The sequence below is a fragment of the Gilvimarinus sp. 1_MG-2023 genome (assembly GCF_030548285.1).
Genome location: NZ_JAUOSC010000001.1, coordinates 606,826 through 631,314, shown reverse-complemented (window position 1 = coordinate 631,314; position 24,489 = coordinate 606,826). Strand labels below are relative to the sequence as shown.

General features: G+C 49.6%; 18 protein-coding genes. 17 read left to right on the top strand and 1 reads right to left on the bottom strand.

The window, feature by feature from the left end:
• The 14 genes from lpxK to Q4563_RS02695 all read left to right on the top strand — a co-directional run bounded on the left by lpxK (position 1) and on the right by Q4563_RS02695 (position 19,673).
• Positions 1–1,041: a tetraacyldisaccharide 4'-kinase gene (lpxK, locus tag Q4563_RS02760; protein WP_303603506.1), complete on the top strand. Its 1,041-nt coding sequence runs from the start codon at positions 1–3 to the stop codon at positions 1,039–1,041.
• A complete protein-coding gene (kdsB, locus tag Q4563_RS02755; protein WP_215977729.1) occupies positions 1,038–1,808 on the top strand; it encodes a 3-deoxy-manno-octulosonate cytidylyltransferase in 771 nt (256 codons plus the stop codon). Before lpxK ends, kdsB begins: the two co-directional genes overlap by 4 nt.
• A 27-nt stretch (positions 1,809–1,835) precedes the next feature.
• Positions 1,836–2,315 (top strand): low molecular weight protein-tyrosine-phosphatase, encoded by a 480-nt coding sequence (locus Q4563_RS02750; RefSeq protein ID WP_215977728.1) that lies wholly within the window; start codon positions 1,836–1,838, stop codon positions 2,313–2,315.
• A gap of 42 nt (positions 2,316–2,357) precedes the next feature.
• Positions 2,358–3,380 (top strand): UDP-N-acetylmuramate dehydrogenase, encoded by a 1,023-nt coding sequence (murB, locus tag Q4563_RS02745; protein ID WP_303603505.1) that lies wholly within the window; start codon positions 2,358–2,360, stop codon positions 3,378–3,380.
• Between the two features lie 16 nt (positions 3,381–3,396).
• On the top strand, positions 3,397–3,963 hold the full coding sequence (locus tag Q4563_RS02740; RefSeq protein WP_303603504.1) for an alpha-ketoglutarate-dependent dioxygenase AlkB family protein: 567 nt from the start codon (positions 3,397–3,399) through the stop codon (positions 3,961–3,963).
• 183 nt (positions 3,964–4,146) lie between these two features.
• A complete protein-coding gene (locus Q4563_RS02735) occupies positions 4,147–4,797 on the top strand; it encodes a response regulator (protein WP_215977725.1) in 651 nt (216 codons plus the stop codon).
• Positions 4,798–4,851: 54 nt separating this feature from the next.
• Complete coding sequence (gene uvrC / locus Q4563_RS02730) at positions 4,852–6,678, top strand: excinuclease ABC subunit UvrC (RefSeq protein WP_215977724.1); 1,827 nt, start codon at positions 4,852–4,854, stop codon at positions 6,676–6,678.
• Positions 6,679–7,871: 1,193 nt separating this feature from the next.
• The gene (locus Q4563_RS02725) at positions 7,872–11,063 is read left to right on the top strand and encodes a TonB-dependent receptor (RefSeq protein WP_303603503.1); all 3,192 of its coding nucleotides are present in this window, start codon (positions 7,872–7,874) and stop codon (positions 11,061–11,063) included.
• 95 nt (positions 11,064–11,158) lie between these two features.
• Positions 11,159–12,703, top strand: coding sequence for a tryptophan halogenase family protein (locus Q4563_RS02720; protein WP_303603502.1), 1,545 nt, complete (start codon positions 11,159–11,161; stop codon positions 12,701–12,703).
• Between the two features lie 19 nt (positions 12,704–12,722).
• On the top strand, positions 12,723–14,213 hold the full coding sequence (locus Q4563_RS02715; protein WP_303603501.1) for a tryptophan halogenase family protein: 1,491 nt from the start codon (positions 12,723–12,725) through the stop codon (positions 14,211–14,213).
• Between the two features lie 98 nt (positions 14,214–14,311).
• Positions 14,312–15,034, top strand: a complete 723-nt coding sequence (locus tag Q4563_RS02710; RefSeq protein WP_303603500.1) for a SapC family protein — start codon at positions 14,312–14,314, stop codon at positions 15,032–15,034.
• A gap of 16 nt (positions 15,035–15,050) precedes the next feature.
• The gene (locus Q4563_RS02705) at positions 15,051–16,097 is read left to right on the top strand and encodes a cupin-like domain-containing protein (RefSeq protein ID WP_303603499.1); all 1,047 of its coding nucleotides are present in this window, start codon (positions 15,051–15,053) and stop codon (positions 16,095–16,097) included.
• A 14-nt stretch (positions 16,098–16,111) separates the two neighbouring features.
• Positions 16,112–16,813, top strand: coding sequence for a DUF6445 family protein (locus Q4563_RS02700; RefSeq protein WP_303603498.1), 702 nt, complete (start codon positions 16,112–16,114; stop codon positions 16,811–16,813).
• Between the two features lie 274 nt (positions 16,814–17,087).
• On the top strand, positions 17,088–19,673 hold the full coding sequence (locus Q4563_RS02695) for a glycoside hydrolase family 3 protein (RefSeq protein WP_303603497.1): 2,586 nt from the start codon (positions 17,088–17,090) through the stop codon (positions 19,671–19,673).
• A gap of 255 nt (positions 19,674–19,928) precedes the next feature.
• Here Q4563_RS02695 and Q4563_RS02690 read toward each other — a convergent pair whose 3' ends face one another.
• A complete protein-coding gene (locus tag Q4563_RS02690; protein WP_215977717.1) occupies positions 19,929–21,203 on the bottom strand; it encodes a citrate synthase in 1,275 nt (424 codons plus the stop codon).
• Positions 21,204–21,973: 770 nt separating this feature from the next.
• Here Q4563_RS02690 and sdhC point away from each other — a divergent pair.
• From sdhC to sdhA, 3 genes are read left to right on the top strand one after another with little or no spacing between them, the layout of a single operon-like run.
• On the top strand, positions 21,974–22,348 hold the full coding sequence (gene sdhC, locus Q4563_RS02685; protein ID WP_215977716.1) for a succinate dehydrogenase, cytochrome b556 subunit: 375 nt from the start codon (positions 21,974–21,976) through the stop codon (positions 22,346–22,348).
• Positions 22,342–22,710, top strand: coding sequence for a succinate dehydrogenase, hydrophobic membrane anchor protein (sdhD, locus tag Q4563_RS02680; protein WP_215977715.1), 369 nt, complete (start codon positions 22,342–22,344; stop codon positions 22,708–22,710). Before sdhC ends, sdhD begins: the two co-directional genes overlap by 7 nt.
• Positions 22,711–22,713: 3 nt before the next feature.
• On the top strand, positions 22,714–24,486 hold the full coding sequence (gene sdhA / locus Q4563_RS02675; RefSeq protein WP_215977714.1) for a succinate dehydrogenase flavoprotein subunit: 1,773 nt from the start codon (positions 22,714–22,716) through the stop codon (positions 24,484–24,486).
• Positions 24,487–24,489 lie beyond the last annotated feature (3 nt).

Sequence of the window (24,489 nt, the reverse complement as noted above, 5' to 3'; positions counted from 1 at the left end):
ATGAACAATGACCGGGAAGCCCGCTGGTTAGAGGCTTGGTACGGTGGTAAGCGCTGGGTTTACTGGCTGCTACCGCTGGAAGGGTTATTTCGTGGCATCAGCTTTATTCGACGCTTTTTTATCCGTCAGTACTGCCAGAAAAAAATCCCTGTGCCGGTCATTGTGGTGGGTAACCTATCGGTGGGCGGCACCGGTAAAACCCCCGTTATTATCGCTCTGGTTCAATACCTACAGTCACGCGGGCACAAGGTTGGGGTGATTAGTCGCGGCTATGGCTCGCGCGCTCCTGAATACCCTTACGTGATTACCGCGGCCTCCAGCGCCGAACAGGCCGGTGATGAGCCTCTGTCTATTTGGCGCGCCACCGGTTGTGCCGTTTGTATTGATGCCAACCGGGTGGCCGCCGCTCATACGTTAGTGCAGTCCGGTTGCACGCTGCTGCTTAGCGACGATGGCATGCAGCACTACCGGCTGGGGCGCGATATCGAAATAGCGGTACTGGATGCCGCCCGCGGTATGGGCAATGGCCACTGCTTGCCGGTGGGACCACTGCGAGAAGCCCCTGGGCGTTTAAAAAGTGTGGATTTTGTCATTGCCAACCAAACTCAGTTAGATGGTGAGGTTGATATCGCCACCGGCGCTTATCATATGCGGTTACAGCCAAGGCATTGGTTTCGGGTCAAAACCTTAGAGCGCCTACCGCTCGATACTCTAGTCCCGGGTACCCGAGTGCACGCTGTGGCGGGTATTGGCAACCCGCAGCGCTTTTTCGATACACTGGCGCGCTTAAATTTAGCTCCGCAACCGCACATATACCCCGATCATCATCAATTTACTGCCGCGAACTTTGCCTTTAAAGCCCCTTTACCGGTGGTGATGACCAGCAAAGACGCCGTAAAATGTCAGCCTTTTGCGTCACCTAACTGGCTTGCACTGGAAGTAGATGCCGTGATCGATAAGAAATTCTGGCCCGCCTTGGATGCCGCCCTTAAACACTTGGAAGACAGTTCAACATCGGCGCCTTCAGGACCTGTATTATGAATTTTACCGTGGTTATTCCCGCTCGTTTTGGCTCCACCCGATTGCCGGGCAAACCGCTGGCCGATATTGCCGGCAAGCCTATGATCGAGCATGTTTACCGGCGCGCCTCACAAAGCGGGGCGAGCCGGGTCTTGGTGGCGACTGATGATGCCCGAGTTAAACAGGCGGTAGAGGCTTTTGGCGGTGAGGCCTTAATAACACGGGCTGACCATGTGTCGGGTACCGACCGTTTACAGGAAGTGGCTCAAAGTCTGGGGCTGGGCGATGAAGAGATTGTCGTTAATGTGCAGGGCGACGAGCCCTTACTACCGCCGCAGGTGATTGATCAGGTGGCGGTAAACTTAGCAGAACATCCTCAGGCAAGCGTTGCCACACTGTGTGAACCATTGACCAGTTATGGCGATTTTCGCAATCCCAATATCGTCAAAGCATTGTGTGATCGCAATGGCTACGCCCTGTACTTTTCCCGTGCGCCTATTCCCTGGCCGCGCGATGATAAAGACACGGATAGTGATCTCGCTCTACCGGTAAACTTTCCCGCTCGTCGACACATAGGTCTTTACGCTTATCGGGTGGCCTTATTAAATCGCTTTGTCGGCTGGCAGCCCGCCGTACTGGAGATAACCGAAAGTTTGGAGCAACTGCGAGTGTTGGCCTACGGTGAAAAAATCCATTTGGCGGATGCGGTTGCCGCGGTACCCGGCGGGGTAGATACCCCGGAAGATCTGGCCCGGGTTCAAGCCGTTTTGTTATCCTCGAAAGCTTAATGGCGGCCGTTTTTACTAGGAGTCACTATGAGTGTTAGTGTTTTGTTTGTCTGTCTGGGTAATATCTGCCGCTCTCCAACCGCTGAAGGGCTGTTTAAGGCTCAGCTGGAAAAGGTTGGCCTCGAGGATGTGGTAGCCACCGATTCGGCCGGTACTGGCGGTTGGCACACGGGCAACCCGCCAGATAAACGCGCTATTTCAGCGGCCGCTGAACGAGGAATTGATATCAGTGTCTTGCGTGCACGCCAGGTGCAAGCGGTTGATTTTGATCGTTTCGATTATGTACTGGCCATGGATAGCGCCAACTTGTCGGATCTACAGGCGCTTAGGCCAGAGGGCTTTACCGGCCAGCTGAGCCTGTTTTTAGATTACGCTCAGGATACCGCGCAAACACAAGTGCCTGACCCTTATTATGGCGGTGATGAAGGTTTTGAGCATGTATTGGACTTAATCGAGCAGGCCGCCGAGGGGTTGCTCGCCGATATTCGCCAACGACATTTGACCTGAGCTTCATCAGCTCGATGCCGCAGCAGCCACAAGAGAAACACCATGCCCTTGATACTCCCTGAATTCGACCTATCTCGCTTGAACACATTGGCAGCTCCGGCCAAATCGAAGGCCTATGTATCGGTTAAGACAACGCAGGAGTTAGTCGAGGCCATCCAACTTGCCCGCGCAGAAAACTGGCCGGTATTGCCTTTGGGTGAGGGGAGTAACATTGTGTTGGCGGGCGACTTTCCCGGCATGGTGGTGGACATTAACCTAAAGGGTATAGAGCTCGAAAAAGAAGATGATAAACATCTATGGGTGCGGGTACAGGCCGGTGAGAACTGGCATGACTTTGTGACTTATAGCCTTGCCATGAATTGGTTCGGCTTGGAGAATTTATCGCTGATTCCGGGGACGGTAGGGGCCGCCCCCATTCAAAATATTGGTGCCTACGGGGTCGAGTTGGAGTCGGTCTTTGCAGAATTAAGTGCGGTGAATATCGATAGCTGCTTGCCGGTAACTTTTACGCGGGACGGTTGTGGGTTTTCTTATCGCGACAGTGTTTTTAAGCAGGCACTGCGCGACCAATACATTATTACCAGTGTGTTGTTTAAGCTTAGTAAAACCCCGGATCTACAACTGCAATACCCCGTGCTGCGCAAGCGCTTAGAGTCGGTAGCCCCTGGTCAGATTACCGCGCAGTTGGTAAGCGATGTAGTCTGCGATATCCGCCGAGAGAAATTACCTGACCCTAACACGCTTCCCAATGTGGGCAGTTTCTTTAAAAACCCCGTCATCAGCCGTTCACACTTTGAGCAGTTGCGCCGCGCTGAGCCAGGCGTGGTGGGTTACCCGCAACGCGATGATCTCGTAAAGTTGGCCGCCGCCTGGCTGATCGACCGGGCCGGCTTTAAAGGTCGTAGCTTGGATGGGGTAAGTGTGCACAATAAGCAAGCTTTGGTCCTGACCAACCCGGCTAAGCTCGAGGGCGAAAAAGTCTTGGCGCTTGCCCGCACGATACAAAAAGAGATACAAGATCGGTTTGAAGTAACACTAGAGATAGAGCCGCGTATTTACCCCTAGAAGTCCACTGACTCTTATGCAACGTGATTTGTTTGCCCGTTCAGGCCCCGAGGTATTGGTCGAGCATGATGGTTGGGCTACCTTGCACCGGCAATGGTTGCCCGAGGTACAGGCTGAGCGGCTATTGTCGATATTCAGTGATGAGCTTGTTTGGCAGCAGACTGTCCTTAGGATGTATGGCAAATCAATGCCTATACCGCGTCTCAATGCCTGGTATGGTGAGCCCAGTGCTCATTACCGTTATTCCGGAGCGAGTTTCACGCCCAAGCCTTGGACGGCAGAACTTCACACTTTGCGCTGCCAGCTTGAAGATTTTTGTGAATGTGAATTTAACAGTGTGCTGGCTAACTTATATCGCGATGGCCGAGACAGTGTGGCCTGGCACAGTGATGATGAGCCAGAACTGGGGCCAGAGCCTACCATAGCCTCGCTTAGCTTGGGGCAGACACGCCACTTCACTTTGCGTCACAAAACAAGTCGGCACACTTGCCGGGTGGCATTGGCTTCCGGTGATTTATTGCTAATGGGGGGCGCTTACAACATCATTGGCAACACCAACTGGTCAAATCTCAGCGATTATTAAAGCCTAGAATTAACCTAACCTTTCGTCTGGTGAAGCCCTCCGTTAAGGATAGTTAAGGATAACAGTTCCCCATTTTAGCTATAAACTGCTAATATTCTCTGTGCATAAACATAAAGTGGCTTATACAGCCCGAGTCGTATTAAAAACAAGGTAGGCAGTGCCTATTTTGCGGGGGAGTATCCGGTGACGAAAATACTGGTCGTAGATGATCATGACCTAGTGCGTATGGGCATTGTCCGTATGCTAGACGACGTTAATGGGTATGAAGTCGTAGGTCAGGCCAAAAGCGGTGAGGAGGGCATTGCTAAGGCTCGGGAGCTCACCCCAGATGTTGTACTGATGGATGTGAAAATGCCCGGTATTGGGGGCTTAGAGGCGACCCGAAAAATGCTGGCCGCGAACCCCGGGGTTAAAATCATCGCCGTGACGGCCTGTGATGATGATCTCTACCCTTCCCGATTACTACAAGCCGGCGCCGTTGGCTATGTCACCAAAGGTACCGGCTTTGGCGATATCACAACCGCTATTGATACAGTGGTACGTGGCAATCAATATATGAGCAGCGCCATTGCTCAGCAGCTTGCCTTAAAGAATATTTCTGGTCAGGCCGATGTCAGCCCCTTCGAACTGCTCTCGCGACGTGAGCTGGAAACTGCAATGCTGATCGCCGGCGGCCGTAAAGCGCAGGATATCGCCAATATATTCTGTGTTAGCTCTAAAACGGTTAACAGTTATCGCTATCGAATATTCGAAAAGCTGGGCATCAACTCCGATGTTGAGTTGGCACTTCTGGCAGTCAAGCACAACTATTTAGATCCAGAGGCCGTAGTATAACGATAGCCTTATCCGTGTGGGTTTTAGGCTTACTATTATGGGTATAATACCCCCATGGTAGATGCTCATTTTGACCCCAAACAGTTCCTGTCTCATCAGACCCAAGCCCCCGGCGTATATCAAATGTTTAACGCCGAGGGGGACATTCTCTATGTCGGCAAAGCGAAGAATTTAAAAAAGCGTTTAGCGAGCTACTTTAGAGCCACAGGCCTGGCACCAAAAACACAATCGCTGGTGGCCCGCATTGCTCGGGTTGAGGTGACCATCACCACCAGCGAAAGTGAGGCGTTGATACTTGAGCAGAATTTAATTAAGTCGAACCGCCCCCCGTATAATATTTTACTGCGCGACGATAAGTCCTACCCCTACGTATTTATGTCATCCGCCGAGCCCTATCCTAGGATTGCGCTGCACCGCGGTGCGAAAAAGAAAACCGGCGATTACTATGGGCCTTACCCTAATGTTAGCGCTGTGCGCGATAGCCTCGGTTTTCTGCAAAAAACCTTTAAAGTACGCCAGTGCGAGGACAGCGTATTTCGCAACCGCTCACGCCCGTGCCTGCAATACCAAATTGATCGCTGTACCGGTCCCTGCGTGGATCTGATTACCCCGCAGGATTACGCTCAGGATGTGCACCATACGCGCTTATTTTTGCAGGGCAAGAACCAGCAGTTACTGCAAGAGCTGGCCAATGAAATGGACGCGGCCTCGGAGCAATTAGCCTTCGAGCGGGCGGCGCAATTGCGCGATCAAATCAGTGCATTGCGCACTGTACAAGCTCAGCAAAGTGTCGAAGAAGGCACCGGCGATATGGATATTGTGGCGGTCGCGCTCAAAAGTGGTAACGCCTGCGTGCATGTATTGTTTATTCGCCAAGGGCGGATACTGGGCAGTCGTAGTTATTACCCCAAGCTCGGGCTAGGCGAGACAGATGCCGATGTGCTGGGTGAGTTTCTGCCCCCCTTTTATTTAAGCGCAGGGCGCGAAGTGCCCGCAGCGGTGGTAACCAGTGCCCCGTTGGAGGACGCCGAACTGCTGAGTCAAGCGTTGGCAACCGCCAGGGGGGCCAAAGTGATGATTACCCATAAGGTGCGCTCCTATCGGGCTAAATGGGTGGATATGGCGCAAAAAGCGGCCGAGCAGAATATTATTGCTCGCATTAATAGCCGTAAAACCGTGACCGAGCGGCTGCTGGCGTTACAGGATGTACTGGGCCTGGATGAAATCCCAGCGCGTATGGAGTGCTTTGATATCAGCCACTCCAGTGGTGAGCTTACGGTGGCCTCCTGTGTGGTGTTTGATAAGGAAGGCCCGGCAAAATCCGATTACCGCCGTTTTAATATAGACGGCATTACCGGCGGTGATGACTACGCCGCCATGGAGCAAGCCCTCACTCGCCGCTATACCCGCTTGCAAAAAGGTGAGGGCAAGCTACCCGACATTTTGTTTATCGATGGTGGTAAAGGGCAAATGGGGGTGGCAGAGCGCGTATTGGGCGAGCTGGGGGTAAGCGGTGTGCAATTGGTGGGGGTGGCGAAAGGTACCACTCGCAAGCCCGGCTTCGAAACACTGTACAATGCCCAAACAGGGCAGGAGATTGTGCTCGGCAGCGACTCACCCGCACTGCATATTATCCAGCAAATTCGCGACGAAGCGCACCGCTTTGCGATTACCGGGCATAAAAACCGCCGCGATAAAAAACGTCGGGGTTCCACTTTGGATGATATACCCGGAGTAGGGCCCGCCAAGCGTCGGGAGTTACTGCGCCACTTTGGCGGATTGCAGGAGTTGCAAAAGGCGAGCATTACTGATTTGGCCAAAACCAAAGGGATTAGCCGCACTTTAGCTGAAGAAATCTACGGTTTCTTTCACTCGGTTTAACGTCGGCGCTAGCAATGGGTCGTGGTACAGGTATGAAAATTGACCTTGGTGTCTAGCAAGGTCAAATGCTTAAGCGTCTAGCGCAGTGTTGATTGTATCGGCGGGGCCCCCAGTTCGTTGCAACGCTCTCCCCAAATTTTGTTCGTACGTTTACTCACCCGCTATCAAGTTTTTATTTCAGATTAACCACTCTTAGTTCGATTCCACCGGTGGTGGGGAAGTACCTTCAGAGTGGCTCTATCCATCTTTTAAATGCCTGTTAAGGCGGTTTCGCTGTATTTTTCTGCGTCTTCGATTGAGCCTTTAGTTACCTCCCGTGTGTTGATAATTGCGCCATTTCTCGATCTTTCAGATCATTTTTAAGGCTAAATTGACACCGCTGTCATAGGTGTAAACGATTACATTACTATTGCTGAATAGTGAGGGCTCAAGTTTCCCTCTGTAGGCCTTATCTGGTGCGGCTTTACTTGTGGTTGAGAATGATTTCCCACTACCATCGATATTAAGGTGATTATGTTAGCGTTAACAAGAAAAAAAGTTAAAAAAAATTAATTCTACCAATGAATCAAGTAGCCTTTGGAGTTACAGCAATGGTAGCGCTGTCATTGGTGGCGACACTGGCATTAAGCATGGCGGCTACTAGATGGATAATATATATAATAATAACAACAGGTTATGAGTATATTTTAGTGTTGGAAAGCTAATGATGGAACATAACATGGCTTAATTAGGATTAATTTCAACGGCTTGCTTTACCTCGTGAAAAGTGGGGCCCAGTAGGCCTCGTTAATGTTTGCGTTATTGTTAACATAGGAAATGTAACCGAATACATTTGTGGTGATGTGAATTGGAGTATTGAATAGTGGAAATCCTTGCCGTAAATTGGTTGACGAGTCGAAGTTATAAAGCGTGTTTAAGAGCCAAAATAAAATTCAAATTCAACCTACTTATTGCTCAATTGATGCAATGGGTGCGGTAAAAAAAACAGGGTTAACTCTGAACGCAAGGTTGGTTTAAACATCATCTTGGTAAACGCATAACAATGATAAATGCACAGCTGTACGCGATGGGATGGTTCGTTGTTTAAAGGATGACCACCTGTTTGATTAAGTGCAAAGAACACTAAATATTAATAATGTTAAGCACCACAATTTAAAGCACAGCATAATCTTAATAATACGAAGGAGAGTCCCATGTCTAAATATAATGCCAACTTTAAGCGCAAGTTGATCGCCTCTGCGGTGGCTTCTTGTGCTATGGCTGGGTTTAGTGCCCCATCATTCGCACAAGACGACGCTGGTCAAATCGAAGAGGTCGTAGTAACTGGTATCCGTGCATCTTTGGATCGCGCAATGGATGTTAAGCGTGAATCAACCGGTGTGGTTGATGCCATTTCTGCCGAAGATATCGGTAAAATGCCCGATGCCAACCTGGCTGAATCGCTACAGCGCGTGGCGGGTGTGTCTATCACTCGAAGTAATGGTGAAGGTGCGCGCGTAACGGTTCGCGGTATTGATCCGTCGATGAATATGGTGACTTTGAATGGCCGTAGCATGCCATCGGTAACCAACGACGGCGGCGCCGGAGATCGTGCCAGCCGTGCCTTTGATTTTGGCTCACTGGCAGCTGAAAGTGTGAGTGGTGCTGAGATTTATAAAACTGGCCGCGCGGATCTTTCCGGTGGTGGTTTGGGTGCAACTGTTAACTTGAAAACCTTGCGTCCATTAGATGTTGGCGATGTGAAAGCGTCTGTTGGCGTAAAAGCCGTTCACGATACTACGGTTGGTCGTAGCGATGCTGGCCGTGACATTACTCCTGAAGCTTCAGGTGTATTTAGCTGGGCAAATGACGACGAAACCTTTGGTGTCGCTTTGAGTGCTGCCTACCAGGTGCGCGACAATGTGCGATCTAATGCATTTGTGGGTAACTGGCAAATGCGTGAAGTGGGTGCCGATGGTACTCATGCCGACACCCCTGCTGGTGCGGCCATTACTAATCCGTTATCGCCAGGTGATTTATACGCGATCCCGACTGATATCCGTTATGCCGTAGAAGATGGCCACCGTGAGCGTACTAATGGTCAATTGACCATGCAGTACCGCCCGGTTGACTCTTTTACCGCGACCGTTGATTACACTTATACTGAGTACGATCTTGATTTTAAGCGCGCTCAGCAATCGAGCTGGTATAATGAATCTGCCATCACAGCTCTGACCTTCGACTCTAATCAAGAAGTACATACGCCTGTTATCTACAGCGAAACTTATGGTGTAGGGGCTGGTAAAGATACCTCGTTTGCGCAGCAAAAATACTCAGGCAGTAGCAAAATGGAGTCTGCTGGCTTAAACCTTGAGTGGGACGTGACTGACAATTTCTCACTGGCGTTAGATTATCATGACTCAAGCGCGAGAAATTACACCACGCAAACCGAACTTGGCTTGAACGCTAACGTTACGGTCGGCGAGTACTCAGATTGGCGTAATGACCTAGGCATTATGGGTGTTACGATTGATGATTCCCGAGAAGATAAAGGCAACAATAACGGTTATGTCGATGGTGGTGATATCTCCTCTGCGATGGGTTCTGCGCGCTGGGATCGAGTTAATACAGATATCGAGCAGCTACGTGTTGATGGTGCGCTAGATTTAGGTGGTTTTGCTTTCTTCGAACAAGCTGACGTTACTTTCGGTATTGAAGATCGTAAAGATACTAACCAAGCTCTGGTAAATACAGGTACTTCACCTCGTATCACTATGGGTAACTGGAGTGGTGTTGATCCCGATGCGTTTGGTGCTGACTGGCAGGGCTATTTCTCGCCTCGTGACTTTGGTGACGCCTTCCCAAGCTTTAGCGAATCTACAGGTAATCCCCAATTCTTTAGTGGCGGTGTAGTGGGCGATTATGACGCGATTGTAGAAACCATCGAAGGTGCTTATGCTATTGCCCAAACTCGTATCCGTATTAACGGGGATGATCCAACTACGGTTGATGACCCAACCACAGAAGAAGTGGAAAATGTAGAAGGCCATTATTGGGTGACTGCACTTGAGCCCAATGGTGAGCATTGGAACAACCGTGTCAATGACCTGACACCGGATAATTTCAATAGCTTCCCGAATGGAAAGGTTCAGCCCAATAATGTTGTTTCCGTCGACCGCACTATTGCCGAAGATGTTCAGGCTTTTTATGTGCAGTTCTCGGGTTCTTTTGATATTGGCGACATGGCGTCCAACTTAGTGATCGGTCTGCGTCAAGAAGAGACTGAGTTGCTGTCAAGCTCGATTGTTAATACGCCCGATAATCAAAGCTGGCTCAGTGATAACGATTTCGCGCTGATTTATGAGCCAGGTCCATTGACAACGGTTACCGTTGAGAACAGCTACGATAACTTCTTGCCTAATGTTGATTTTGATATTGCGCTGACTGAAGCTATCAAATTGCGTGCTTCCTACAGTGTGACCATTGCTCGCCCATCTTACTCAGATTTAAGCTCCACGATCACTATCGGCGGCCAATACGATCGCAGTGCAAGCGGTGGTAACCCACTATTGACTCCTCTCGAGTCAGAGAACTTAGACCTGTCAGCTGAGTGGTACTACGATGATGCGAGCTACTTCTCGGTCGCGTTGTTCCAAAAAGAAGTGTCTGACTTTATTGGTGGTGGCGTATCGGAATTGCCAGTATACGGACTGCGTGATCCACGTAATGGTCCACGCTTTGAGCAGGCTATTAACGATATTGAAGCTAAGGCTGCCAATGGCGACATAAACCGTGATGGTTCGGTTTGGAACCCTAATAATGAAGCTCATCAGCACGATCAGATGTTGCTGAATGAAGGTTTGGATCCTAATAACGAATCCACATCGATCTTGGCTAATTCAAGTGATCCTGTCCAGCAGTGGGATGTATCATTGCCAAGCAACTTCCGCGACGACAGTATTACCGGTGCGGAACTCTCTGTGCAGCACTTCTTTGGTGACACAGGCTTTGGTGTACAGGCTAACTACACTTTCGTAGAGTCTGACCTTGAAGTGGACAACACCTCACAAATTGAGCAGTTTGCGATGCTGGGTGTGAGCGATACTGCTAACTTGGCACTAATGTATGATCATGATCGCTTGCAAGCTCGTTTGACTTATAACTGGCGTGATTCGTACTTAACCAGCCTTTCTCAGGGTGGTAATAATGCGCCAGGTTATGTGGCCGATTACTCTCAAATCGACTTCTCTATCAGCTATGAAGTGAGCGACAATGTCACTCTCTCTGCTGAAGGTCTGAATATCACAGGTGAAGATTCGCGTCTGTACGGTCGCTCAGAGCGTCAGATGTTTAACCTGGAAGACCTTGGTGCTCGGTACTCCGTTGGAGCTCGCTACACTTTCTAATCTAATTAGAGAGTCGATCGTTAAAAGCCGCTGGAAACAGCGGCTTTTTTCATGGGAGAATCGAATACCTGTGACAACAAAAAAGAAGTGTGGGTATGAATAAAGATATCGTTATTGTTGGCGGCGGCACGGCCGGATGGCTGACAGCAGGTATTCTAGCGGCTGAGTTTAAAGCCACAGAGGCGGTTTCTATCACCCTAATTGAATCCCCGGAGGTGAGCACCATCGGTGTGGGGGAGGGAACTTGGCCGACTATGCGGACTACTCTCAAGCGTATAGGAATATCTGAAACGGATTTTCTGAGACGGTGTTCGGCTTCATTTAAGCAGGGGTCGAAATTCGTCGATTGGCGAGCGGGTGGGTCAAATGATTACTACTATCACCCGTTCACTTTACCAACGGCGAGCGCTGAATCTGATATTCATGCGGTATGGTGTGCCCATTTTTCTGGGCAGCGTTTTGCTGATGTGGCTGGTATGCAGGCTCAAGTATGCGAGCACAACAGTGCGCCTAAAACCATGGTAATGCCTGAATATGCAGGCGCGCTCAACTATGGTTATCATTTGGATGCAGGGAAATTTGCGGAGTTATTGCAAGAGTACTGCACCGAGAATTTAAACGTTCGGCATATTAGAGATCATGTGGAACGGATAGAAAGCGCTGAGAACAACGATATTGCTGCGGTTGTTACCCGACAGCACGGCGCTATAGCGGGAGACCTATTTATTGATTGCACAGGCTCACGTAGCTTGTTATTGGGCGATCATTATCAAATTCCATTTGTTGATTGTTCGCAGTATTCAATCAATGACCGAGCAATGGCCGTGCAGGTGCCCTATGCAGAGGATAATGCTCCTGTCGCCAGTGCAACCATTGCTACCGCACAAGAGTCTGGTTGGACTTGGGATATAGGCTTAACCACCCGGCGCGGTGTGGGTTATGTTTACTCCAGTGCTCACAGTACCGAGGCGCAGGCACAAACTCAGCTGAGGCAATACTTGCGTAATAGCGTATCGGCATCAGTGCTCGATACGCTTAGCCCTCGAGTGTTAACGATCAGTCCCGGCCATAGGCAGAAGTTTTGGCATCACAATTGTGTTGCTGTCGGGATGTCGGCCGGTTTTATTGAGCCTCTGGAAGCCTCAGCCCTGGCATTGGTTGAGTTGTCGGCCAATATGATTCGGGATGAATTCCCACAATCACGCGAAACGATGGAGATCGTCAGTCAACGCTTTAATGCTGTATTTAACTATCGCTGGCAAAGAATTATTGAATTTCTAAAGCTACATTATGTGTTGAGTGAGCGCCGAGACACCGAATACTGGCGCGATGTGACCGCACGCGAGACGTGTCCAGTAGCTTTACAAGAATTGTTATTGTTGTGGCGAGACCGCTCGCCGACTGTACGCGATTTTTTGCACGCAGAAGAGCTGTTCCCCGCCGCCAGTTACGCCTTTGTGCTTTACGGTATGGGATTTGAAACTTCCAGCATGAATCAGCAACGGTCCTCTGCCAATATTGAGTATGGATTAACGGCAGTGTCGGAGGTTGGCAAGAAGCTCGATAGGCACCTCAGTGGTCTGCCGAGTAATCGCGAATTATTAACCGCGATCTCTGAGCATCGACTGAGTAAAATTTAATACGGGAATGGGTGGTTCAATGCAAAACAGTCAGCAATCAGGTATCAAGCGTATCGTCGTGGCCGGTGGTGGGACGGCGGGCTGGATGACAGCTTGCGCTTTGGTTTCCCAAATGGGGCACTGTGTTGAAGTAGTGTTAGTGGAGTCCGCTAATATCCCCACTGTAGGGGTGGGCGAAGCCACTATTCCTACCATGCAGTCCTTTCATCTGTTGTTGCAATTGTCTGAGCAAGATTTTATCCGAGCCACCAATGCCACGTTTAAGCTGGGGATTCAGTTCGAAAATTGGGGTGAGGTAGGAAAAGACTACTTTCATTCGTTTGGAGATACCGGCCATGAGTTTTGGGCCGGACAGTTTCAACATTATTGGTTGCGAGAAACATTATCCGGCAAGCATACAGCGTACGCTGATTATTCCGCTGAAGCCCAGGCGGCTTTCGCCAATAAATTCGCCATTACCAAAAATCCAAGGTTGGGCTATGCCTACCATTTAGATGCCGGGCTGTACGCGCAGTACCTACGCAAAATCAGTGAGTCGCGCGGGGTGCGTAGAATTGAAGGTGATATTAACCATGTTAAGTTATCCCCGGCGGGCGATATTGAATCGCTTTTATTGGAACAAGGGGATGAAATAAAAGGTGACTTGTTTATAGACTGCACAGGCTTTAGAGGTTTATTGATCAATAAAGCACTGCACTCTGGTTACGAAGATTGGTCCGATTACTTTTTGTGCGATAGAGCGGTAGCCGTACAAACCGAAACCGTCCAAGACCCTGTGCCTTATACGCGATCCATAGCCCATGAAAGTGGCTGGCAATGGCGTATTCCATTGCAAAACAGGGTGGGTAATGGTCTGGTGTTTAGCAGTAAATATTTAAGCGATGAGCAAGCGCGTAGTTTATTGTTAAGCAATATTGAAGGTGAATGTATCAACGAGCCAAGATTTATTGGCTTTCAGCCGGGCAGGCGCAAAGAAATTTGGCGTAAGAACTGTGTGGCAATTGGCTTGTCGAGCGGCTTTATTGAGCCTCTGGAGTCGACCAGTATACATTTGGTGTCATCGGCAGTTATTCGCTTAATGCGAATGATTCCGATGGGAAGCCCAAAGCAGCTGGAAATTGATGAATTTAACCGACAAAGCCGTATGGAGCTTGAAGGTCTAAGAGATTTTATTTTACTGCACTATAAGGCCACCGGGCGCAATGACAGTGAATTTTGGCGATACTGTCAGGCAATGGATATTCCCGATAGCTTGCGTACCCGGATGGAAATTTATCGAGATTCTGGTCGAATCTACTGGGATAGCCATGAACTTTTTACCGTTAACTCCTGGAACCAGGTATTACTAGGGCAGGGCGTTATGCCTAAGCATTATCATCCGGCGGCGGATCATATACCTGATGCGGAGTTTTCTGCAATGATGCAAAACTATCGCAAATCCATCGCTGGGTTTGTCGATAAGATGCCCAGTCATAAACAATTTATTAGCCAGTACTGCTCGACCGAGTAAGGTTGGTTCAGTTTAAGCTTCAAGTCATTGACGTCGGTTTTACTTATTTGCCAATAAATGAGCCGACAATTGAAAATAAAAAATAGATGGTGGTTCTAATGCCCAATGCAGTATTACTTAATAATGTCGCACATAAAGATCTTAAGGTTATTAATCGATACGGTGCAGAGTTTGGTGACAACCTAAATTCGGTTTTAACCTTTCCCACTGAATTTGCGGATATGCAGCGCGAATATCCGATTTTATTGCGCAAAAATGATAAAACGGGAGAGTTTCAAACCCATGCTGTGTTGGGGTTTGAGGCCGGGGAAAACTTATATTTAAACAATGACAATTGGGGTGCGAGCTATGTTCCCGCGATTGTTGCTCGTGGGCCCTTCCTGATTGGTTTTCAAGAAAAAGAGATGGATGGCGAGCTGCAGCGTGAGACAGTTATTCATGTCGATATGGACAACCCGCGGGTCAGCCAAAGTGAAGGGGAGCCCGTATTTTTAGAGCATGGTGGTAATTCTCCATACCTTGAGAAAGTGGTTAAAACGCTTAACGCCATTCACGAAGGGCTAGGTTACGGCAAGGTGATGTACGAGGCACTGGCAGACCTAGAGCTGATTGAGCCTGTTAACTTGGAAATACAAATCACCCCTGAAGCCCAATATAACTTAACCGGATATTACGCGATCAATGAAGATAAATTGCGTGATTTAGACGCGGCCAATCTTGAAAAGCTGAACAAAATGGGCTTTTTAGAAGGCGTTTACCTATTGAAATCATCTCTATCAAACATTAAAAGCTTGGTGGAAAGAAAACGAGCCGCGCTTTAATGCGAGGGGTACTCCTATGACTCAATTTCATGCGTCCTTAGTACCGCGTAAAACCCGTGAGTTAAACGGTATTACGCCCGAGACCATCCCCTGGGAGGAGTTGGTTGAAGCCGGTGAGCCTGTCTTGTTGAAAGGTTTGGTAAAAAAGTGGGGGCTTGTTGAAGCCAGCCAACACTCACCTTTGGCCGCGATGGATTATTTAAAGTCATTCTATGCTGGACTCAATGTCGGTTCATTCTGGGCAGACTCTACTATTAGAGGGCGATATACCTATACCGACGATTTTTCAGGCTTCAATTTTGAGAAAAAGCGAGTGCCACTGACCGATGTGCTGGACAGTATTGCGCAGCATTTAGAGGATGATAATCCACCGGGTCGCTACGTAGGTTCCACCACCATTGACGCCTGTTTGCCCGGCTTCCGCCAAGACAATGATCTTAGCTTTAATCACCCTATGTTTGCCGATAATGACCCGCTGGCCAGTATTTGGTTGGGTAACCCCTCAGTTATTTCGGCGCATTACGATTCCCCCAATAATCTGGCCTGTTGTGTCACCGGTATGCGTCGTTTCACCTTATTCCCGCCCGAACAGGTCGACAATTTGTATCCGGGGCCACTGGAGCCAACTCCCGGCGGGCAGGCGATAAGTCTGGTGGACTTAAATAATCCAGATTTCGAGCGCTTTCCCAAGGTTCGCCATGCCTTAGAGGCTGGACAAGTAGCCGATATGGAGGCGGGCGATGCACTTTTTTACCCCAGTATGTGGTGGCACCAGGTTGAGGGGATCGATCGCTTTAATGTGATGATTAATTATTGGTGGAATACTGTTCCCGCTTTTATGGGCACGCCTGCCAATGTTTTAAAGCACGCTATTTTGAGTTTACGAGATCGCCCACTGAATGAGCGCAAGGCCTGGCAGGCGCTGTTTGATTACTACATATTTGGCGATGCTGAAAGCAACCGGTCTCATATTCCACCCGAGGCTCAGGGCGAGCTAGCACCGCTGGATGATAAAACCGCGCGTCAGCTTAGAGCTTGGTTGATTCAAAGGTTAAATCGTTAACTTGGAGGACGATCGTGGGTTATAGCCGACATAAAAATTTTGAGATAAAGCAGGTGTCGCTCGGTAAGGAGGGCGCTACTTTATTGGTGATCGATTCGTGCATTGATGACCCCGATTCGGTTCGGCAAGAGGCAAGTCGCGCTCAATTCTCCGCCGCCGGCATGGCTTATCCGGGGCTTCGGGCCGTTGCGAGTGAGGCGTATGTTGAATTCCTAATGCAGGAGCTGGCCGACGTTCTGCCCCTATACTTCAATGTGCCAACTCGCACCTTTCGAATGATGATGTGCCATTATTCACTGGTCACTACGCCACCTGACCAGCTGTCGTTAATGCAACGAATTCCCCACGTTGATGTTGTCGGTGAGGATGGGTTTGCAGCGGTACATTATTTTTTTAATAAGGATTTAGGAGGTACGGCTTTTTATCGTCATCGGAGCACGGGCTTTGAAAATATAGACCACGCGCGCCAGCCCCTGTACTTAAGATCGCTAGAGGCCGAGTGCACTGGTGAAACTGCTCCCCCAGCCGCTTATATTGGAAGTGAGTCTCCCTTATTTGAAGAGATTGCCAATCCCGGGGCCATATACAATCGACTACTCGTTTATCGGGGTAATTCACTGCATTCAGGACGTATACCCACTGATTTTATTCCTACAAGCGACCCATTACTCGGGCGTTTAACCGTGAATAGTTTTGTGGCGCCGGTGTATTCGTAAGCTGCTAGTCGCGATGATTTTTACCCAATAGTGGGAAGTATTGACTTTCCCTAAATATTATTAAGTTAAGCAAAGCGGGCCATTTCTTGTAGGCCTAAAGACTATACTGACTCGGCGATTGAGCCTGTAAGGAATGCAGCAAATTCCCAGTTTTATTTTGGCCCGGCGGCCAATGAACCACTTTTTAAAATCTACACAATGTGGGGCGCTTTGTTTGGGTGGCGCTGTTAATTTATCGACTGTTTGAGTGTTATAAAATTATAGGAGCCGTTCAATGGCAATAAAGACTCTTAACTGTATTGCGCTTGCGAGCGCTGTAGTAGCAACTCTCTGCGCCTGCAGCCCCGCATCTGATCGCCAGTCGGCGGATTTTTCCGAATCTGGAAAAAATGACGCCAGTATTTGGCCCGCCATTCAAAGTGAGGTTACAAAGACGCCAGCCATCGAAAGCCGAATTGATCAAATCTTGTCTCAGTTAACACTGGAAGAGAAAGTGGGACAGATGATCCAGCCCGAAATTCGCCATTTGACCGCAGAAGATGTGAAAAAATATCATATTGGTTCAGTGCTTAATGGCGGCGGTGGTTTTCCCAATGGAGATAAGCATGCCAAAGTCGAAGATTGGCTGGCATTAGCTGATGACTATTATCTAGCCTCGGTAGATAAAACCGACGGACGCGCCGGAATTCCCATTATGTGGGGCACAGATGCCGTACACGGCGTAGGGAATGTGATTGGGGCAACTCTATATCCTCATAATATTGGTTTGGGGGCCACCAACAACCCCGAATTATTGGAGAAAATAGGTTGGGCAACTGCCCGTGAGCTCACCGTTACAGGTATTGATTGGGATTTTTCCCCTACGGTTGCTGTTGCGCGTAATGATCGTTGGGGACGCACTTACGAGTCTTGGTCTGAGGCCCCTGATATTGTCGGAGCCTATGCCGGTGAAATGGTGCGCGGTTTACAGGGGCAGTACGGCCAAGATTTTATGGCAGAAGGGCATATTATCGCCACGGCCAAGCACTTTATTGGCGACGGCGGCACCAAAGATGGTATTGACCGCGGTGATACCACCGGTGATGAAGTTCATTTGCGCGATATCCACGGTGCTGGCTACTTTACAGCGCTTGAGGCTGGGGTGCAGACAGTTATGGCATCGTTTACTCGTTGGGATGGTACGCGTATGCATGGTCATAAGTACCTTTTGACCGACGTGCTAAAGGGCCAAATGAACTTTGACGGGTTAGTGGTTGGTGACTGGGCCGGACATGGTTTTGTCAAAGGCTGTACATCAGTTCACTGTCCGCAATCTGTTAATGCTGGCCTGGATATTTTCATGGCGCCGGATGCCGATTGGAAAGAGCTCTATGCCAACACTTTGCAGGATATCCGGGATGGGGCAATCAGCATGGCTCGCATCGACGATGCTGTGCGTCGTATTTTGCGAGTTAAATTACGTGCTGGGTTGTTTGAGGCTAAAAAGCCTTCGGCTCGTCCACTCGCCGGAAAATCTGAGTTGCTTGGTGCTCCGGAGCATCGCGCTATCGCTCGACAAGCTGTCCAAGAATCCTTAGTGATGCTTAAAAACAGCAATAACCTATTGCCTTTGTCGCGCGAATTAGACGTGCTGGTGGCAGGAGATGGTGCTGATAATATCGGAAAACAGGCGGGCGGCTGGTCGATTTCCTGGCAGGGTACAGGCAATAAAAACTCTGACTTCCCTGGTGCTACTTCTGTTTACGACGGCATAAAAACAACCGTTGAAGCCGGTGGTGGTAGTGTCACGTTAAGTGAAGACGGCAGTTTTACCGATAAGCCGGATGTCGCGATTGTCGTTTTCGGCGAAAACCCTTACGCAGAAATGCAGGGCGATGTTGCACACTTGGCTTACAATCGCGGCAAAACCACGGATTTAGAGCTTTTGCAAAGCTTTAAGGATGCTGGTATTCCAGTGGTATCGTTGTTTATTACCGGTCGTCCTCTTTGGATTAACCGTGAACTCAATGCCTCCGATGCTTTTGCCGTAATTTGGCATCCAGGAACAGAAGGCATCGGTGTTTCTGATGTGATTTTTCGGAACAACCAGGGCGAAGTTAATGTGCCGATGTCCGGCAAGTTATCTTTTTCATGGCCCAAATTACCCGATCAAACACCACTTAATATCGGTGATAGCCATTACGATCCTTTGTTCGCATACGGTTTTGGTCTGACTTATCAAGATACCGATTCGCTAGGCGATAATCTTTCTGAGCAGGGGCTTAGCGTTGCCACAACCACCGATGTGCTTAAGTTGTTTGAACGTCGTCCTATTGAGCCTTGGGCCATTGAGGCGGTGGGTGCCGAAAATGATCGCTTAGTGATGGAAGGCAAATCCATGAGTACATCCACAGTGACCGTAACCGCAGTTGACCGCAACGAGCAAGAAGACGCTCGCCGGGTTGTGTTTAATGGTCGTGGCCCAGGTCATGTGGCTTTGTTTACCGAAGAGCTGCAAGATTGGACCGAATATGTCAGTGACAACGCGGCGTTGATCTTAGATATAAAAGTCGACAGCCCAGCCACAAAAGAAGCCTTTTTACGCTTGGGTTGTGGCAGCTACTGCGCCTCTGATTTGGATGCCACCACCGGCTTGAATGAACACTTGGCAGGTAATGGTTGGCAGACAGTGTCCGTTGATTTGAGCTGCTTCCCCGATTCGGGCGAACGTTTTGGTGTTCGACAACCGTTAGAAGAGTTTATCACGCAAGTGGTTCGCCCATTTAGCATCTACACCGAGGGTGAGTTGGATTTTACCTTTGCCAATGTTCGAGTTGAGAAATATCAAGCCGCCGATGCGACTATTAGCTGCCAGGATTAAATTTTGACGGGGTAGTTAGAATTATAAACCGTCAATGTTAAAAAGAATTCTCGTCTCTCTCTTAACCGCCTTCGGGCGGTTTTTTTGGGTCTGTAGATAAAGCCCTACGCTTATGGCAAGGGTGGTTTGTTACATTAATGAGACAGTGGTAGGTGGTTCTGGTATGCGCCTCACCTTAAAACAAAAAAAGCCAACCAGTTTCAGGTTGGCTTTTTTGTGGCCGTACGGCAGTGTCAGCACAAAAAGGCTGAAACCTTAGGCGGGGTAGTCACGTTTTGCGTAGCCGGTGTAGAGCTGGCGTGGGCGACCAATTTTGTACGAGCTGCTTACCATCTCGTCCCAGTGGGCGTACCAACCAACGGCGCGTCCAGTGGCAAAAATAACGGTAAACATTTCGGTGGGAATACCCAAGGCCTTCATGATGATGCCCGAGTAGAAATCCACATTGGGGTAGAGTTTCTTCTGAATGAAGTACTCATCTTCCAGTGCGATTTTTTCCAGCTTCTTGGCAATGGCCAATAGGGGATCGTTTTCTAGCCCCAGTTCCGACAGAACTTCGTCGGCGGCTTGTTTCATTACTTTGGCGCGTGGGTCAAAGTTTTTGTAAACGCGGTGACCAAAGCCCATCAGGCGGAAAGGGTCAGCCTTGTCTTTGGCTTTGGCAACATAAGTGTCAATGTTGTCCACTGAGCCGATTTCTTCCAGCATGGTTAATACCGCTTCGTTGGCACCACCGTGTGCTGGCCCCCAAAGGGTAGAAATACCGGCTGCGATAGCAGCAAATGGGTTGGTGCCAGATGAGCCAGACAAACGGACCGTAGAGGTAGATGCGTTTTGCTCGTGATCGGCATGCAACAAGAAAATGCGGTCCATTGCCTTGGCGAGTGTTGGGCTTACTTTGCTGGCCGCTGAGCTGCCAAAAGTCATGTTGAGGAAGTTTTCCGCATACTCCAGAGCTTCGTTAGGCTCAACAAAATCTTCGCCTTTCAAATGCTTATAGCTCATGGCCGCTAAGGTTGGCATCTGTCCGATCAAGCGGTAAGCGGTAGTGTCGCGATCTTCGGCTTTGGTGATGTCGATGTCGTCATTGTACACCGCGGCCAGACCGGCAACAGCGCTGCAAAGGACCGCCATGGGGTGAGCATTTTTGGGGAAGCTTTGAATTAACTTGGCAATGGAGGCGTCAACGGCAGAGTGCTCTTTGACGGCTTTTACAAACGATTGCTTTTGGTCTGCGCTGGGTAATTCACCTTTTAACAGTAGGTAGCACGTTTCCAAGTAGTCAGAGTGCTCGGCCAGCTGATCTATGGGGTAACCCCGGTGCAGCAAAATGCCATTGCCGCCATCGATAAAGGTAATTTTAGACTCGCATGAAGCTGTTGACATAAAGCCTGGGTCGTAAGTAAAAAAACCGTTCTTGGTCAGGCTGGTAACATCAATAACGTCAGGACCGGCAGTGCTTGCGTAAATTGGCAGCTCTACCGACGTATCCTGGCCGTCGACCGTTAAACGTGCTTTTTTGTCAGTCATTACGGACTCCTGTAGTTACTTTGCGGGCTCGGCAAGTATGGCCGGGCTCATGAGTCAGTGGCACAAGTTTGCCCCATACGGCGTCCTGTGGATGCCGGCGGCAGGGTGCACTGCTTATTAGTGTTGAGGGTAAGCTCGCAGCCTGTGCGGCTACTGTCTAGACTTACCTCGAGTATTTTCCGGCCCCTGGAGGGCTCTCTCGCTGTTGCCAGCTCTTGGTTTCGAGCCCGAGATGGGTCGAACTTACGCTTCGGCGGCTCTGCTGTAATGCCCCTAGACATTGCTTTGTGAGGCACTGCATTCCCCAATTCGGCAGTAACTACTTCGTTGAGGAGGCGGCATTATAGATGAGATTTGCTATACAGGCATAGCGTTGGGCGTGAAAACAGGTTTTTTTTGCCAAATTATTGCTCCCAAGCTAGGTATGGACAGAAGTGCTGTCCTGTTTTGGGGCGGTTGCTGCGTCCAGAATGGGGCGGTGGCGCAAAACTGCACGCTTGTGAGGCATAAATTTCGATGTTTTGATGTTGGTGTTTAGGGGGCGAAGTGATTGGAATATCAGTAAAAAATCCAAATTGTGGTCGGGCCAAATTATTTGTGTTTCGCAAGTCGAATCCCTATAATACGCCGCGACTTGCAGGATGTGGCTGGCGGCAGCCTTTGGTGCACTTATGTTGCGCATTCAATACTTGCCCTCCTTATTGATTGGGATTTGCCGTCGGACACCGATTCTTAAAACCGGCCCTTGGGCATAAAGGTGAATAGCTACCGTGAACAAAAAAAGACCTGTCAATCTCGAGCTCTCAACCATTAAATTTCCAATCACAGCACTTGTTTCGATTACGCATCGCGTAACCGGGGTGGCACTTTTTGCGGGTGTCGCAGTGTTGTTGTGGATGCTTGACGCCAGCCTAAGCTCTGCCGAAGGCTTCGCTTCTGTTCAAGACTCACTGGCAAGCCCGGTGTGCAAACTGATTCTCTGGGGTGTACTCGCCGCCCTGGGATACCACACCGCCATGGGTGTACGTCACCTGATTATGGATTGCGGTGTCGGTGAGTCCTATGAAGGGGGTCGCCTGGGTGCCAAGCTTGCACTGGTGGTGGCTGTTGTACTGATCGTATTGGCAGGAGTTTGGGTATGGTAACCTCGATTACTAATTTAGGCCGTAGTGGCCTATCTGACTGGTTTATTCAACGTATAAGCGCCGTCGTTATGGTGGCTTATATTGTATTTTTGGTGGCCTATTTGGTCATCAACCCGGATCTCGATTTCAATCAATGGCGCGCGCTGTTCGCTCAGTTGTGGATGCGTGTGTTTAGCGTGATTACTCTGTTGTCGATTGTCGCTCACGCCTGGATCGGCCTGTGGGCGGTTCTGACCGATTACATTACTACTCAGACCCTCGGTAGCAAAGCTACTGCAGTGCGCGTCTTTGTCCAGCTGATGCTGGCCTTAGTTGCAGTCACTTATGTGGTCTGGGGTTTCGATATTCTTTGGGGGCTTTGATCAATGGCTAATATGCGTACAATTACTTTTGACGGTATCGTCATTGGCGGTGGCGGAGCGGGCATGCGCGCTGCGCTGCAACTGGCTCAGTCCGGTTATAAAACCGCTGTTATTACCAAGGTATTCCCAACTCGCTCTCATACGGTTTCGGCTCAAGGTGGCATCACCTGTGCGATTGCCAGTGATGACCCGCAAGATGATTGGCGTTGGCATATGTACGACACCGTTAAGGGGTCGGATTACATCGGTGACCAGAGTGCTATTGAGTATATGTGCTCGGTAGGTCCCGAGGCCGTATTCGAGCTGGAGCACATGGGGTTGCCATTTTCGCGCACCGATAATGGCCGTATTTATCAGCGTCCTTTCGGCGGTCAGTCGAAGGATTTTGGTCGCGGTGGCCAGGCTGCTCGCACTTGTGCGGCGGCTGACCGTACCGGTCATGCGCTGTTGCACACTTTGTATCAACAAAATGTGCAAAACGACACCGTATTTTTGAACGAGTGGTTCGCCGTTGATCTGGTTAAGAACGAAGATGGTGCGGTTGTTGGTGTTATCGCTATCAATATCGAAGACGGTGAGGTTGTTTTTGTAAAATCAAAAGCCACTGTTTTCGCTACCGGCGGTGCGGGTCGTATTTATGCTTCGACCACCAATGCCCACATCAATACCGGTGATGGTATTGGTATGGCACTGCGCGCGGGCTTCCCGGTACAAGATATCGAAATGTGGCAATTTCACCCCACCGGTATTCACGGTGCGGGCACCTTGGTGACCGAAGGTTGTCGTGGTGAAGGTGGCTACTTAGTCAATAAAGACGGCGAGCGCTTTATGGAGCGTTACGCACCTAATGCCAAAGACCTGGCGGGCCGCGATGTTGTGGCGCGCTCCATGGTCTTGGAAATTCTTGAGGGACGCGGTTGTGGTGAGAACGGCGATCACGTTTACCTCAAACTTGATCACTTGGGCGAAGAAACGCTAAACGCTAAGCTTCCCGGTATTCTTGAGTTGTCGCGTACCTTTGCCCATGCCGACCCGGTTAAAGAGCCAATCCCTGTGGTGCCAACCTGTCACTATATGATGGGCGGTATTCCAACCAACGTAAGCGGCCAGGCCCTGACGCTTGATGCCGATGGCAATGATCAGGTGATTCCAGGCTTCTACGCCTGTGGTGAGGCGGCGTGTGTTTCTGTGCACGGTGCCAACCGTTTGGGTGGTAACTCGCTGTTGGACTTGGTGGTGTTTGGTCGCGCTGCGGGCCAGTACATTGAGAAGAGTCTGCGCGAGGGCATCGAGTTGCGCGAGCCTAGCCAAGCGGATATCGAAGCTGCCATGTCACGACTCAATCGCCTCAATACTTCTGAGGGTGGTGAATCGACCGCTGCGCTGCGTACCGAGCTGCAAAATGTTATGCAGAATCATTTCGGTGTGTTCCGCAAAGGCGAGTTTATGGAAGAGGGCATTAAAAAACTGGCGGATTTGCGTGAACGTATCGCCAATGTCACTCTGGACGATAAAAGTAATGCCTTTAACACCGCCCGAATTGAAGCGCTAGAGTTGCAAAACTTATTGGAAGTGGCTGAGGCGACCGCCATTGCTGCTGAAGAGCGTAAAGAGTCACGCGGCGCTCATGCTCGCGATGACTTCCAAGAGCGAGACGATGAAAACTGGTTGTGTCACTCTATATTTTTTCCAGCTGAGAAGCGGGTGGGTAAGCGCAGTGTAAACTTCGCGCCTAAATCGATGGATGCATTCGAGCCAAAAGCTCGCACTTATTAATAG